The 14864-nt window shown below is 44.5% G+C and carries 14 protein-coding genes; 7 read left to right on the top strand and 7 right to left on the bottom strand.

Features of this window, described 5'->3' with window-relative positions:
• Nucleotides 1-2 precede the first annotated feature (2 nt).
• Nucleotides 3-284: a hypothetical protein gene (locus ACYVI1_RS05810; RefSeq protein ID WP_460907720.1), complete on the bottom strand. Its 282-nt coding sequence runs from the start codon at nt 282-284 to the stop codon at nt 3-5.
• A 266-nt stretch (nt 285-550) separates the two neighbouring features.
• Between ACYVI1_RS05810 and ACYVI1_RS05805 the strand changes: the two genes are divergently transcribed.
• The 5 genes from ACYVI1_RS05805 to ACYVI1_RS05785 all read left to right on the top strand — a co-directional run bounded on the left by ACYVI1_RS05805 (nt 551) and on the right by ACYVI1_RS05785 (nt 6246).
• Nucleotides 551-1201 carry a recombinase family protein gene (locus ACYVI1_RS05805; RefSeq protein WP_460907718.1) on the top strand — a complete coding sequence of 217 codons (651 nt, stop codon included), beginning with the start codon at nt 551-553 and terminating at the stop codon, nt 1199-1201.
• Between the two features lie 102 nt (nt 1202-1303).
• Nucleotides 1304-2188 (top strand): alpha/beta hydrolase, encoded by an 885-nt coding sequence (locus tag ACYVI1_RS05800; protein ID WP_460907716.1) that lies wholly within the window; start codon nt 1304-1306, stop codon nt 2186-2188.
• A gap of 142 nt (nt 2189-2330) precedes the next feature.
• Nucleotides 2331-3323: a DUF2268 domain-containing putative Zn-dependent protease gene (locus tag ACYVI1_RS05795; protein ID WP_460907714.1), complete on the top strand. Its 993-nt coding sequence runs from the start codon at nt 2331-2333 to the stop codon at nt 3321-3323.
• A 576-nt stretch (nt 3324-3899) separates the two neighbouring features.
• On the top strand, nt 3900-5423 hold the full coding sequence (locus ACYVI1_RS05790; RefSeq protein WP_460907712.1) for an AAA family ATPase: 1524 nt from the start codon (nt 3900-3902) through the stop codon (nt 5421-5423).
• Entirely contained in the window at nt 5407-6246 is an 840-nt protein-coding gene (locus tag ACYVI1_RS05785) for an HNH endonuclease family protein (RefSeq protein ID WP_460907710.1), read from the top strand. Before ACYVI1_RS05790 ends, ACYVI1_RS05785 begins: the two co-directional genes overlap by 17 nt.
• A gap of 236 nt (nt 6247-6482) precedes the next feature.
• Here the strand turns inward: ACYVI1_RS05785 and ACYVI1_RS05780 are convergent, their stop codons facing one another.
• The 6 genes from ACYVI1_RS05780 to ACYVI1_RS05755 all read right to left on the bottom strand — a co-directional run bounded on the left by ACYVI1_RS05780 (nt 6483) and on the right by ACYVI1_RS05755 (nt 12316).
• On the bottom strand, nt 6483-7361 hold the full coding sequence (locus ACYVI1_RS05780; protein WP_460907708.1) for an aKG-HExxH-type peptide beta-hydroxylase: 879 nt from the start codon (nt 7359-7361) through the stop codon (nt 6483-6485).
• Nucleotides 7361-7954 (bottom strand): cyclophane-containing peptide 2OG-Fe(II) oxygenase YhhC, encoded by a 594-nt coding sequence (yhhC, locus tag ACYVI1_RS05775; RefSeq protein ID WP_460907706.1) that lies wholly within the window; start codon nt 7952-7954, stop codon nt 7361-7363. The genes ACYVI1_RS05780 and yhhC overlap by 1 nt, the downstream gene beginning before the upstream one ends.
• Nucleotides 7941-9056: a cyclophane-forming radical SAM/SPASM peptide maturase YhhB gene (gene yhhB, locus ACYVI1_RS05770; RefSeq protein WP_460907758.1), complete on the bottom strand. Its 1116-nt coding sequence runs from the start codon at nt 9054-9056 to the stop codon at nt 7941-7943. Before yhhB ends, yhhC begins: the two co-directional genes overlap by 14 nt.
• A 28-nt stretch (nt 9057-9084) precedes the next feature.
• The gene (yhhA, locus tag ACYVI1_RS05765; RefSeq protein WP_460907704.1) at nt 9085-9279 is read right to left on the bottom strand and encodes a YhhA family cyclophane-containing RiPP; all 195 of its coding nucleotides are present in this window, start codon (nt 9277-9279) and stop codon (nt 9085-9087) included.
• A gap of 324 nt (nt 9280-9603) precedes the next feature.
• Complete coding sequence (locus ACYVI1_RS05760) at nt 9604-10614, bottom strand: hypothetical protein (RefSeq protein WP_460907702.1); 1011 nt, start codon at nt 10612-10614, stop codon at nt 9604-9606.
• Nucleotides 10615-10663: 49 nt separating this feature from the next.
• Nucleotides 10664-12316, bottom strand: coding sequence for a DUF4041 domain-containing protein (locus ACYVI1_RS05755; RefSeq protein WP_460907700.1), 1653 nt, complete (start codon nt 12314-12316; stop codon nt 10664-10666).
• Between the two features lie 198 nt (nt 12317-12514).
• On the opposite strand from ACYVI1_RS05755, the gene ACYVI1_RS05750 reads away from it, so the two are divergent.
• The gene (locus tag ACYVI1_RS05750; RefSeq protein ID WP_460907697.1) at nt 12515-13513 is read left to right on the top strand and encodes a DUF5677 domain-containing protein; all 999 of its coding nucleotides are present in this window, start codon (nt 12515-12517) and stop codon (nt 13511-13513) included.
• 80 nt (nt 13514-13593) lie between these two features.
• Nucleotides 13594-14163 (top strand): hypothetical protein, encoded by a 570-nt coding sequence (locus ACYVI1_RS05745; RefSeq protein ID WP_460907695.1) that lies wholly within the window; start codon nt 13594-13596, stop codon nt 14161-14163.
• The last annotated feature ends 701 nt before the right edge of the window (nt 14164-14864 follow it).

Below are 14864 nucleotides of genomic sequence, written 5' to 3'. Positions count from 1 at the left end.
TGTTAATAGAGCACCTCCATCAACCCAAAAAAAGAAATCTGATCCAGTAGCGAATCAGTCACCTCCTGCTGTAAGCAAAAGGGTGACCCCATTCCTAAAGGGTCACTGAGCAGAATATGCATCTGCTGAGGGGAGAGACCGTCAAAATCGGACTGAGGCTGCTGATTGCGGGCTTGGACAAAAGCGGCCATCTTCTGGTTTACTTCCTCCAAAGACAAGTGTCCTTTGGCGGCTTCGGGATGAGCCGTGATGAAAGCTTGCCAGATTTCTTGAGCGACTCCCATGCAAGTAGGTGGTAAACCAGTCGGTAAGTAACTCAAAGATAAAGTAAATCGAAAAGCAAGCTGGTTAGCACTGGTCAAAATTCACTTTAAGCTATTTTTGTCTTTGTAACATTTTCACAACGGTCATCGTGATAATGTTACAACACCCCAATTATTCCTATATTCGCCCGTGGAACACCGGCAAAAGGAAATTCGATGGGAAAGGGGATAAAAGATTCATTTATTCTTCTTTTTGCAACGCCTACCTATATACGTAAAAAAGTAGAATGAAGTACGTTCCTTGCTACCGTGTCTCGACAGCTAGCCAGGGCAAAAGTGGGCTGGGGCTTTCGGCCCAGCAGGACATTGTTCAACGTTTCCTAAAAGTCGGCGATATCCTGCTCGACGAGTTTATTGAAGTCGAGTCGGGTAAGCGAGCCGATCGGCCCCAACTAACCGCAGCCATTGCCCAGGCCAAACTACATAAGGCACGCCTACTAATTGCCAAGCTGGACCGACTAAGCCGTAATGTGTCCTTTATCTTTTCGCTTCGTAACTCGGAGGTGGACTTTGTGGCCTGTGACATTCCCGATGCCAATACCCTAACGGTGGGCATTATGGCCGTATTGGCCCAGCACGAACGGGAGCTGATTGGCGAACGCACGCGAGCTGCCTTAGCCGCTAAGAAAGCCCAGGGTCATAAACTGGGCATGCCCAATATTACCCCAGACGTAACGCGTCGAGGTTTAGCCGTCCGCCAGCAAAATGCGCAGACGAACTTAGCCAATCGGCAAGCTGCTGAGTTGATTCGGCTGTATCGCCGGGAAGGACTGACGTATCGAGCCATTGCCGATCGGTTAAATCAGATGGGCTATCGCACCCGCAGAGGCCAGGCGTTTTTGGCCATGAGTGTGAAACGATTGGATGGTAAGCTATAAGCGACAACTTCTAAACGCCTACTGAAGAAGGATGGAATGGGATCATTAGTTTTACGAAACGTCCGACTTCATCTAGTAAATTCGATTTGTCCCAAACCCATTATGTTGAACGTTTCACCTGTAGTATTTCGCCTGGTTGTATTGGTGCTGTTTAATGGGTTTTCGGTCGTGGGCTTTACCCAGACAACTCCCTTTGAAATACCCCTCTGGCCGAAAGGGGCCCCTGGCTTTGAAGATCGACGGAATGAACCCGAACAGGCGAAAGACTATTGGGTACGCCATATTAATAATCCCTCCATAACCGTCTATTTACCACCCAAAGAGAAAGCCACGGGGGCCGCCGTGGTTATTTGCCCGGGTGGTGGCCATCGGGAGTTGGTTTTTAATGCCGAAGGTCGCCAGCCAGCCCAGTACCTCAATAGCCTTGGCGTGGCCGCCTTTGTGTTAAAGTATCGGCTAGCCCGGGAAGAACATTCGCCCTATTCACTCGAAAAACATCCCCGTGAGGATGCCTACCGAGCCATGCGGCTGGTCCGCAGCAAAGCCAACGAGTTTGGGATTGACCCCAATCGACTGGGTATGCTTGGTTTCTCGGCGGGGGGCGATGTGATCAGCATGGTCGCTTATGCGCCCGGCAAAGGCCTTATCGACGCCCCCGATCCCATCGACCGGCTGGATGGAAAGCCCGCCTTTCAAATGCTGATTTATCCGGGTCCGCTGGGCCTACCCAAAACCGTTCCAGCCGATGCCCCGCCTGCTTTTCTGCTGGTGGCCAATGACGATGTATGGTGCTCCGAAGTGGTTGTTCTCTTACTGCAGCGATATCGGGCGGCTAAGGTTCCGGTAGAAGCCCATATTTATACGCAGGGTAAACATGCCTTCAATATGGGAGACCGGTCTGAGTTGAAGTCGATTAACACCTGGCCACTACGGATGGCCGATTGGCTTACGGATAACCACTTTTTAGAGCCGAGTACGAGCCGATAAAGCCGCTACATACTAATTATTTCCTTAAATACATTTTCTACCTTCTGTGACAAAAGTTGAACGGTGATACTAAGACAGAATAAATGTTTCGTTGACTAACCCATCTGTATATCAATTCATGTGTATAGCAATCAGTAGCCCAATGACAGGTCTCAAAAACTTCCTTTCTTTTCTCGGTACGCTTGTTCTACTCCTACTAATCACCTTTCCTGGTGAAGCACAAATAAACCTGCACACGGACGATTTGCCTCAGTTCTACCAAGCCTTTGACAGTGTGATGACCACAACGGATACCGCTAAGCAGGCCGCCTTTATCCAGAAGCTCTATGTCGACAAGGCTAGTAAGGGCCTCAAAGAATTTATGGTGTTGCGGGGTGGCAGCACCCCTAAATGGCGCGCCTTTATGGAAAAAGATAAGACGGTTTTACGCGAAAAGAGACCCTGGATCTTGTCGGTTTTAGAGCAGGAAACTGAAATTCGAAATCGAATAACCTTGTTTAAGCGCATTTACCCTGCTTTCCGGGATGGCGACATCTACTTTTGTGTAGGTATCAATAATTCAGGCGGGACCATTGATAACCGGACTGTCTACATTGGCACCGAAGTAGCAGCTAGTAGCCAGCCCAATTGGGCGGTTCCCTTGGTACTGCACGAATTTGTGCATACCCAGCAATGGACTCAACGCAATAAAGATCGTATCCTCCAAAGTAGTCAGTTAGAGAAGCAATACACAGAAACCCACAAGCAACTGCTAGGTAAATGCATAGAGGAGGGCATGGCCGACTTCATCGCGGAACTGGTTTATGAACAATCCTTAGCGGCTGTAAATCCTGGCGGCCATACCGCCTTTGGGTTAAAACATGAGCAATTGGTTTGGGATGCCTTTAAAAAAGAGATGTACGCTGAGGTTGATTGGAAAGGGGGTTGGTTATACGGAAAGCGGGAAATTGCCGGCCAGTCAGTACGAGACTTAGGTTATTTTGTGGGCTATCAAATTTGCAAGCATTATTATCAAAAAGCGAGCAATAAACAAGCCGCTATTCGCTATATGATCGAGTTGAATCTAACCGATGAAAATGCGAAACGCTTTTTATCGGCATCAGGCTATGGGCTTGCCAAAAAGGTCTCCCACTAATATAGGTCAAAAGCCAATTCAAGAAGGCAGGGTTTTCGTGGACGATTTCAAATCAACAAAATATTTGCATAATAATTTAAATTACAGAATGTTACAAGTTCAGAAAATTTAAATTTTTGCCTTTCTCTGAACGAAGAAGTGTTTGACTCGTCCTAAGAAGACGTTAAAACGTGGGTCTGGTTGGCCTTGGAACGCAACGCTCGCCAGATTGTAGACTTTACCACCGGCGACCGGGGCCACTATGGTTGTCGGATATTGTGGTCAAGTTTACCGACCATTATCAACAGAAAGTGGTATTTTTACCGATGCCTATTCAGTTTGTAATGAGTTGATTCCGGCTGGTCGGCGTCGTTAATAACCGGGTAGTAAGGCTCACTTCGAGCGGTTCAACAACACGCTCCGTCAACGCCAACCGCATTTGACCCATAAAACATTATCATTTGCTAAGACCGATGACAGCCATTTTGCCCGCATACTCAACATCATCAACCAGTATAACAAAACTAAATTACCTTAAAATTTACCAACCTATCTTTCTGCATTTAAGTATTAACTACCATTTGATACAACTAAATTATGAGTGACCAAATCAACAAATTGCCAATGTATTTTACATCGTTAAAAGTAAAAAATGTAAAAAGTTTTGGTGAAGAGCAAGAATTGAGCTTGATAAACGAGGATGGCTCTATAGCGAGGTGGACGCTTATCTTAGGTGATAATGGAGTTGGGAAAACAACCTTATTGAAGTGCTTAGCATGGATGGTTCCGGTTATTGCTCCTCCGAATGCGGAACATAACGAACGAGTAAGGATTGCAAAATTACTTTATGAAGCTAACTATGATATAGAAAAAATATCTAAAATAACAACAATTTCGAAAGAGTATCTTAAAAATTCGGAAGAGTTGCCGAAAAGAATTAAGCCATTAATGGACGATCTAAGTTTTGATGTTGATGTGTACTATGATAGTATACTAAGGTCTGGCAAAAATGTCAAAACTAGTCTATCAGCTTCTTTCGCAAATGGTTGCGATTTAGATAAAAAGCCAAAAAATACATTAACTATATCAATTGATTTTGAAAGAATAGATGGTAAAATGGAACTCATTGAACCTCATTCTGTGGAAATGCCAGAATTTAATACTCCAAATCTATTTGCTTATAGTGCTAGTAGACACTTAGCCCGTAAAAATTTTGAAAATCAGGAATTAATTGATCCAACTTTTAATTTGCTTTCTGATTTAGGAGAATTGTATGATCCAGAGCAAGTTTTAGCATATTTGGATTATGCTTCAACAAAAGAACAATTAAAAAATCAAGACGCTGAGGAAGAAAACAAAACGTATACTTCTATAAAATTGCTCGAAACATTAAAAAAATTAGTTGCCGATCTATTGCCAGATATAAAAAACGCTAACTCAATTATCATCAACCCTCCTATAAATTCTGATGGTGAAAAAAATGAAAGAATTGTAGAAATTCAAACTGCTCATGGTCTTATACCTTTATTCAATGTTAGCTTAGGCTATCAAACTATGTTATCATGGGCAGTCGATTTGGCGATTAGAATGTTATGGCTGAATCCTGAAAGTGATAATCCTTTAAATGAACCAGCTGTTGTTATAATAGATGAAATTGACTTGCATTTACATCCTGTATGGCAAAGAACCTTAAAAAGCTTTCTAATCAAACATTTTAAGAAAACTCAATTTATTTGTACTGCACACAGTCCTTTTATGGCACAATCTTCAGAAACCGAAAATATTTGTGTTGTATATAAAAACGGTACACAGGTAATGATAGATAGTAATCCAGAAGTTATAAAAGGCTGGAGTATTGGGCAAGTTGTTACAAGTGATTTGTTTGGCATTGAAAGTGACCGAAGCCCTGAAATTTCAGAAAAAACGGCCAAGCGTAGAAAATTGTTGAAAAAAGAAACATTAACCGAAAATGAAAAAGAAAAACTGAATACACTTAATATTGAAATAGATGGATTACCATTTGGTGATAACAAAAAAGAATCAGATGCAATGGAAATCTTAAAAAACCTTGCAGAAAGTATGAATATCGAAAAAAGCAAGACCGATGATTCGAATAAATAAAACTTTGGCCATACCTGCTATTCTTAGCGGCGACGGTGTAACACAAACCAACATGTTAAATGATGCATACGCAGCTAGTCCTCACCTTTATACTTCTGCTGTAGGTGTAAAGAATAGATCATTAAAATCTATGAAATTTGATTCCAAGATATATGGCGATTCGACTGTAAAAAACTTACTGAAATCAGATCAACACCAAAAATGTTGTTTTTGTGAATCCATTTTTACAAAGACTAGTTATGGAGATGTCGAACACTTTAGACCAAAAAGCGCCTATAAAAAAGTAGGAACGAAAGGATATGTATATCCTGGATATTATTGGTTAGCATATGATTGGGCAAATCTTTTGTTTTCCTGTGAAATATGTAATCGCACTTATAAAAAAAATGAATTCCCACTAGGTAATGAATTAACAAGAAAGCTTTTTCATAACCACATTAATAATTTAGTTGATGAGGATCGTTTGTTAATAGATCCCACTGTTGAAAATCCTGCAGATTTTATGACTTTTAAGAAAGAAGTTCCAGTCCCTGTGGGTGGAAGTACAAAAGGTGCTAAGACTATTGGGGTTTTAGAATTGGATAGAATGAATGAATCAAGGCTTAATCATATTAAAGTATTAAAAGCACTTGAAATACTTACTAGGATAGATATTAATAACGAAGAACAACTTGATCTAGCAGTTAATGCTTTAAAAACCACAAAAGTTGAACTTATTAATCTTATTATTAATGCAAACGAAGTGTTAAATAATGCAGCAAAAGATTCAGCAATGTTTGCTTATTGTGTTAGATGTAACTTCCCTGAACTACCGACTGTATAAATTTATTGCTGATCTATGAATTAGTCTTTAAACTGTACGTCGTCAAGTGAAAGTGAACAAAAGGGTCGGGCCGCCGTCGCCGTGAAATTGAGAAGAGACAATTCAGTTTTGTGTTGGTTTGAATATCAGCAAAGATGCTTACAGGTGTGTCTTTAATAGAAACACCAGCGATGTTCGAAAAGCTAAGGATTTCTTTAAGGAATGTCAGAAACCTCAGGCTCCGTTTTTGGCTGCTGTCATGGGTAAATTACGTCCATTCTTAATTTGAATATTTGGCACACAAGTAATCTACCGTTATGTGTTAAATCAGGGATTCGATTAAAATAACTCAGCGAATTGAGTTCACTTTCGATAGACTCTATTCGATACAATAAAAAATCTTTTACTTCTTCGGAATAATTCTGGGTGGCAGCGAAAGAGACGTAAAAGTCATGAACAGCTCTAAAAACATACAAACCGTGTAATATTCCTCGAGCCGGCCGGTCTTCGTCGCGCCATGGCGAAAAATAAAGGTTGTTGCTTTCGGGGCGAATTAACTCTATTTCATCCTCCAGCAAAGTTAGCTGAAGGTGCATGACCTCATGCAGGATTGACTCTGCAACCCGTAGGGAGGAAAGAAGTGAAGCATCTTCGCAAACGGAGACAAAAACGGAAAATGGAATTTTGGGGTGGCTGTAGCTTGTATCCACTTCGAAGTCCTCTTGTCGCAAGACCTGTAGCGTTCTGACCAATGTACCAATGCACGCGGTTACTGGTTCTACTGTTTCAAGCAGCGCTAAAGCTCGCTGGAGCTTTTCCTGCACGTGTTTTGCTTCGAGTTCAGCAGTAGCCAATGGATCAAGCCCGTGCTCCTTGTAAAAATGACGCAGATTATTAAAATCAGGGACTTCAATAATTACCCCTTCCGTCCCTTTTACTTCTATACGTTGTTGGTTGTTGATAGTTTGCCCGGAGTTACTCAAGCAATTAGCTATACAATAAGTATCAGTACTAACACCGGTTTCTTTAGCCAGTTTGTTCCATCCAGCCTGGGCTAGGCTTTGGGCTAACGCTGGCTCACAAATGATAAACGGATCGTTATTAAGATAATCCAAGCTGTGAGTACGTATTTTCATTACCGTTCTGACTGCTTGAAGGTGTATACTAGCGTGTAACGCGAAAAATCATATACCTTAGACACCGCGTGGTTCGACTTGTTTGAGATCTCAAACCCAAATGCCGAGTTACTTACCGGAAGGATAATGTCACTGACATCTTCCGCGTTAGCGGAATTAAATAGCAGTAAGTACCCCCCGTTATCTTCAGTCCAGTTGAAATTAATTTGTATAAGTAGTCGATGGCTTTCCTCTTTACCAATAAAATCATTGTGAACTCCTATATGCTGTCCGTCGGTAAGCTTATGCACCGTGGCACCTGCCAATTCTAAACCATTAACCTCAAAGGTCGCTTCCATTTGTGCCTTGATCGCGTTGATTAGCCCGTCTTCAACCAAACAGCGTAATTTAGATGGAAGCTTAACATGTAAGAGGCTAAATTCGTACTGCTCATAAAATTCTGTTCGGGTCAACTCCCAAATGATGGTGCTTGACAACCAGCTATACAGGTCTTTCTCAAGCGCTGGGGAGAAAACCGACTTGGAGCAGAAGTGTGGAAAAGGGCGTTCTTCAACTATAGTATCTGAGAAATCGATCACCTTAACAGTATGCATGGTCTAAGCTGTAGGCACTAAGTAGTTGACGCATGTGGCTAATCAAATGGAGCTGGTCTGAACAGTATACGGAAGCATTGTTGAAGCCGCTCTGGTCGTGCCAACGGTGTAAAATCATACCACCACCGCAGACGTTCAGTTCCGCACAAGCGAGACATTTCTTGCTGGTTGGCTTCTGCATCTGTCGGTACTGGTCAAAGTCGACGGAATGCAGGAAATCAATCAAATTGGTCTTTGTAACATTGACCGGTTGCAAAAACTTATCGGCACCATTGAAGGAGCTTTTTAGCGTATCATTTTTCATGAGCGCACCATCGGTGTCAATAATTAGAATCCCAAAATCAGTGACCCCTAACCCTTCTTTGGAAACACTTCCTCCTAAGAGTACCTTTAGCATGTCATCGAGAACTCTAATGGGTAGCGGATCTACGTCGTTCATGTAGCTATTCAGCAAGCCAACCATCCACTTACCATACTCCAGCGAGTGCACGGCCGCTTTACCGACTGGCAAAGTGGTATGGTTACCATCTTTGTAGAGAAAATCAACGCTGGGCGCACCCACCGTTTTGAAGAAGTTATAGATTTCCGCTGGGTCAGTAGCCGGGTTGACTACTGCCAGCAGGCCCGCGTTAAGAAAAGCGGCTTCCGGGTGCGATTGTAGTGTGGCGATTCCTGCAATGACCTGCCTAAACGTTCCGGTGCCACCATGGGTGACTCTAAACTTATCGTGTACGTGCGCTGGCCCGTCAAGGCTAATAGCCACGCTTACCTGATACAGGGCGCAGACGTCCAGGATTTCTTCTGTGATCAGTATACCGTTTGTCTGAATACTGATCGGATAGCGAGGGGGCAGAACAGTTCGCAGTTGTTTCAGTAAATCGCTTAACCTGCCTGCGCCTAACAACAGGGGCTCGCCACCGTGCAACACGACACTAAAGCAATCCCGCTGGTGTGCGGCCAATGACGCCAGGGATGAGCAGACTGCCTGTACGGTTTCCCTCGTCATAAACTTAGACTGCCGGGACCAGTTGTCGTCTCCCATGTTGTACACATAGCAGTACGTACAGTTTATATTACAGCGGCTCGCTACCTTAATCAACACCGTATCAAGGCTAGCCTTAACATCTTTACTATCGGCCACGGTTATGCCGGTTGTGAGTTCGGTTGTAAGCCAGAATGTTAAGCTGCGCTTCGGTTCTCACTTCCCGAATGAGCCGTTCCAGGAGCGAATTAGGAGCCTTTTTGGCTTCAATAACAAGGGACTCTGATTCTTTTAAACCATTTTCTTGTTGTAAGTCATTATTTAATGAGTTAGTCTGGTCCATAATAAGTCTATCAGGCCATAAAGGTATAGAAAAAATAGAGTTAAAATTTATTATCTATAAAAGTTTGATTATCAGAAAGTTATTTTTATTAAAGTTTTCACAAGCTAAAGCTGAGCTATCGAGCTAACGGTTTGAAACAGTAGCTGCAAATCAAGTAAATAACTGAAAACGAATAATTTATGACAGTGAAAATTTAAATAATAGTTAAGATGAGCTTTCCCGTTCTATCCTAAAAATAGATGTCATTTTTAAGGATAGAGCGGGAAGGGACGTTATTCGTTGAATTTCTACCTCCCTGTTAAAAGTTACCATGACGGGTATGAATCATCGCCGTTTGTTGAGGGGTATCGGAGCCGCGAGGCCCACGCGATCCACGGCCTGGAATCCACCAGTCTTACTGAATTTCATGTTGTGGTTGAAGTTGTGCATTGAATCAGACGGGTCCAAAGTAATAAAATTGAGTTCAGTCAGGGTAGCTCGGGGCATTGCGGCCGATACAATAACTTGGCTTTCTACCTGGCCGTTGATGGGGTTCAACTGTTTCGCTAAGGCATGGACAACGACCTGGCTGACGGGCAAAAGAGCTTGCACTTCGCGGGCCACACGCAGCAAGCAACCGCATACGTAGTCTTGGTAGAGCTCGTTGAATTTACTAACAGGCAGCGCCTTACGGGAGAGCTTCCCGCTGGCAAGCTGGCTAACGACAAAATCGGGAATAACGTCCGCGCTACTTACGTGTACATCGACTTCGATGTGGTCAGCGGTAAAGGTATATTCAAGCCGTGATTCCAGGTGAGAGTTACCCTCAAAAGGCGCAAAAATCTCCAACACTTGTGAGTATACATCCGAATCTCTGTCCAGCACCTGACGAGTGAGGTACTGCCGGTCCTGCCACTCGTTTAGCTGGCGGGCGTACTCGGCTTGACGTTCAATAGTGATCTGCTGGTCGCGCTGACGGGCCGCAATGATGGTCTCTTCCAGGCGCTGAACCTTACGGGGGCCTTGTTTGAACAGCCGGTCGAAGAAGGTAGGTTGGTAGGCGTCCAAAGCAGCTTGGGCACGCTGCTCCTCCTGGATACTCCGTGAAGGCGAACTCGGAGGAGGCTCCTGCTGCATAGCTGACCAATTAAGCCAATCACTGCAATCGTAATGAACGGATTTAATGACGCTGATATACTCGTCATAATCGCGCACGGCTTGGGCGGCACTGGTGATTGCCTGTTCCTTTTGCAATTGCTTAAATTGTTGTGTGGCAACACGGGTACGTCGCTGCTGGTCACGTTCGATGCGCCGCGCAGTGGCGGCAAACGAGCGGACGGCTCCTTTCCAACTCATAGTCAGGGTTGATAAGTGAGGGTTAAGGTTGATCGGATAGAAAGGTAGTTTATAGCTCCTGTTCTTCCGCTTCTAATTCAGTAGGGATGTTTTCTAACTGAAATTTCTCCCACTCAGCCCGGTAACGTGTGTCGCTCGTCAGGGCTTGTTCAACGGCCAGGCTCTCGCGGTATTGACGGGCGGCGGCCGAAAGAGTCCATTTCGTGTCGATCCCTAAACGCTCAATTTCTGACCTGATCTGGGCTAAATCCACGCGAAAAAATTCTTTACGCGGATTGACCTTATTAATCTGGTTATTCAGGAAGTGGCGGTGCAAATCACGCTCCAGGGCGGGTGCATCGTTGCTAAAGAGCAGCGCGTGGACGTCAAACTCAAAGGGCACCGAAGCATCACCCAGTTCACGCACCCGGTCAAGGGGTTCAAGACGGCGAGTCATGCCGATTTTGTAGACGTGTTCGCCAAAAGAGCCAATATTAGAAATAATGTAGACGTGGCCTGACTTCGTTTGTTGGGCCATGGAGAGCGCGCGCTGATTTTTTTCTTGGGCCACCCGTAACCTAGCTTCTAATTCACGTAGCTGATCGTCGAAGGCAGCCTGCTGCTCGGCCGAGGCTTTAGCGGCTTGTTGCTGTATTTTATCGATGGCCTTCTGGATCGTATCTTCTTGCCTGGCAGCATCGCGCTGGGCTTTCTCAAAGTCGCGTCGTGCTTTTTCTTCCTCTCGAATTTGCTCTTTGATGAGCCGCTGCTCCTCCCGCTCTTTCAGCTTCAGTTCGTGCAGGACGGTGGCCCAGCGCAACTCTTCCAAACGGGACTGTAAATACTCCGGAGTAATATGGGCGTCTTTAAAGGGTTTACCCAAATTGTTAACCAAAGCGTAGGCATCCTTGATTTGCTGGTTCAGCGTACCATAGTTATCATGCTTAACGCTGGCCAGTACGGTATCCACTTTACCATTAAAGGCGTCAGTAATAAAGTTTACGGCGCTGGTACTACGTACTGCCTCGACATAATCGCACCGAGCAGCTAAACGAGTGTTTATCATCAGTCTGGTCCGCTCACGAGCCCGCTTTAGTTCCTCGCCCGCTTGGGTGTGGCCGAATTCCTCGGCTAGCTCATCCAGCAAGACATACGATGGGATCAGGTACTGGTCGCCGTAACCGTCAATGACATTTTTAAGCGCTTGAATAGTTTTCTCCAGGCCATCCGCATTCCGGGCGGCTGCCAGGGCCTCTCCAGCAATTTCTTCGGCCCGTTGAATGGCAATGGTAATGATGCGGGCGGCTTCCTTAGTGGCATCTAGTAGCACGCCATCGGCTTGCGTTTGCAGAACACGGGCTCTAACGCCCGCTTGATCGCGGATCTCTTTGCTCTCCGAACGAGCTTGCTTAAGTTCGTCAGTTGCGGCCATGCGTAAGTCGTCAGCCTCGCGCCGGGCACGCGTGAGGAGAGTAGCCGCTTCATTCTCCGCCAGAGCACGCACATCTGTGGCATACTGCTCGGCGTCTAAAATGGAGAGGTACTGGCTGAGCTGGTCGACTTCACCTTGTAACTGCGCTTCCCGAGTGGTTGCAGCAAGGGTCTGTTGATCAATAGTGGTCTTGGCTGAGATCAACTCCCGGTCTTTAGACTTAATTTTTAAAGCTTGGACCAAGACAAATATCAGGGCGACAACTAATAACAGGAGTAGAAATGGGGTCATAGGAAGGAGGGAGTATGGACATCAAACTTACCAAAAAATAACTATTTGAAAGATCACTTTGGCGGACACAATTTTTAACTTGTATTAAGCGGGTAGTTGGATTTGGAACTGCTTTAATCATCAGTAGTTTAAGAAGATGATGGGGGTGAGAACACGGGCAGGTCTGGCCGAACCTATTAACCAAAACAAAATCGTACTATGCCCCTTACAAGAACTCAACCCAAAGAAGACATACTATGTCGGCATCCCGGCGAGGATGCTGAACTTACCAAAGCGCTGGCTTTATACACGGAAGGACTGGACGAATTCGTTGACTTTGGCACTCACATATTAGACTGGGAGTTTCGGAAGGAGGATCTTAGAGAAGAAAGCATACCCATCATTTCCCTGTTCCGGCGCATCTTGGAACTGACGGATGCGATTTCCATTCTGTTAAAATCACACGTTGCGGATCCCTGTGAGATTCTATTGCGCACTCTCTTCGAAACGACCCTCAGCTTAGAATACATCTTGAAAACAGATACGGATCGGCGTGCGTTGTGTTATTTATTTACGGTTTACGCCGAACGTCTAACTTTCCTCAAACGGCACGATCCCAATGATTCCAATTATAAACAGTATCAGAAAGACTACAAACACGGTCGGGTGTACAAAGACGTTCCTAAAATCAGTAATCTGGAAGGAAAAATTGCTGCCGCTGATGAATGGATAGAACGGCCTGAACACACCGAAGTAAAGAACGAGTATGTTCGAGTAAAGCAAATAAAAAAGAAAGTTAAAGGGTGGTTCACCCCTTTCAGCGATTTGACCAACCAAGACGAAGAGGGCAAACCAAAGTTTCTTGAAAGTATTCAGGACTTAGCTAAACACTTGGGCAAGTTTGACTTGTACGAGACACTATACAGAAGTTGGTCTAGGTCAGTACACGCAACGGATGTCATTACGGGTAATTTTCTTGGGAAAGATAGTTCTGTAGCTATGGTTGCCCTCCGTCAACCCGTCCAAGCACACGCCGTAGCCAATCTGACCATACGATTGCTCGAAGATGTTCTATTTAATGTGCATAGGTTCAATGAAAGGCGGAAGAACGAGCAGTATCGAGAAATGATAGGCAAAATAATTTGGTGGATTAAAGCTTATAACCTCAATTACACTAAGCCAATTATTGAAAGAAACATCAACTTTGAAGATTTGTAGCCCTTTTGTAGATCTCTGTATGCCAACTCGTTCGTCGAGAAACGAATTGCGGTTTTAATCCTTACTTCAAGCCCTTATACATGACTCATCGAGAGCCAACCCCGAATTGGACTGATCAGGAGATTGACCAGTTAAAACAAGCTTATGGTATCACTAGTGTCGTCGAACTGGCCAAGGCACTCATCAAAGACCCCCAGGAGGTTCGGATTATGATCGAAACACTGGGCTTACGTAACGCTTTGATTCAAACCGATGATCCGGATCGGCGACTTAAGCTGACGATTCTCCAGCTAATGAACGAACAGAAGCGATTTTTGCCCAATGGCTGGCTGGTTGGTCTGGCGATGGGTCGTTTAATGGTTCGCTCGCTGGTCGAACAGATCAAAAAGGGGGATACCTGGATAGAAGAGGTAGAAGAAGAGATCAATGCTGTACTGGATGCCATCGTTAAACTTTATGAGTTCAGTCCGCTACTGACCGTAGGTGACATGTTGAAGGGTGAAGACCATGGACAGGCGTACCGGATTACTGGCCGGGAGTTCATTCCCGCCGACAAATGGATCACGTATTATTTTACTTACCTCTACAGGGGTGATGATATACCAGAGGAGTACGATGATGACGATGGGGGGATGACGAAGACCGAATGAAGATCTTCCTTCATGAAAATTAGCCAAATTTTAGCCAGTTTGATTTACCAGCGGTAAGCTACTACCCTGACGACTGTCGAGCAGCTAAAGGAGTTTAGTTTAAGGCTGAAATCATTCAATCGCTGGACAAGCGAATATAGATCCCCTTTTCAAGAAATGTCTGAGCAAGTTGCCGACTGATGAAAAAAGTAAGGCGAGGATTCCTTGTCGATTAATCAAGATGAGCCGACGGTCGGGCAGTTGCAGCCCATCAAGTGCTGTATTGAGTACATCATTTGGCATTAACTGGCTTACGTCTTGAAAGCTTTCCAAAGTTAAGCGTTCTATACCCTTTTGGAACAATTATTGCCTGATTGTCAAGTTCTGAAAGGAAAAATACAGCATTTCACACCAAATAGAATACTTCTACAACAAGATTGAACCCAAACCGACCAGATAAACCTCAACCCGGCGCAAAATCGTGAACGATTAAATTGAACGGTTTTATTGAACGCAAAAAGGCCGTTTTCGGCTACCTCCCCCCTACCCTGGTAGCGTTCATAAAAACGTCGGTTTATTTCTAGGACAAGACACTTTGTATCGTCCTGAAATCGAATGATTGTGCAGGTACCATTGAATACCCAGGACAACAGGAGTAGGCAGACTTGTGCCTTTTACCTATCTTGTTAGAGCTTCAGCAATAAGCTCATCAACCTATAAAT

The sequence above is a fragment of the Spirosoma areae genome (assembly GCF_054781775.1).
This window is presented reverse-complemented; position numbering and strand designations above follow the sequence as displayed.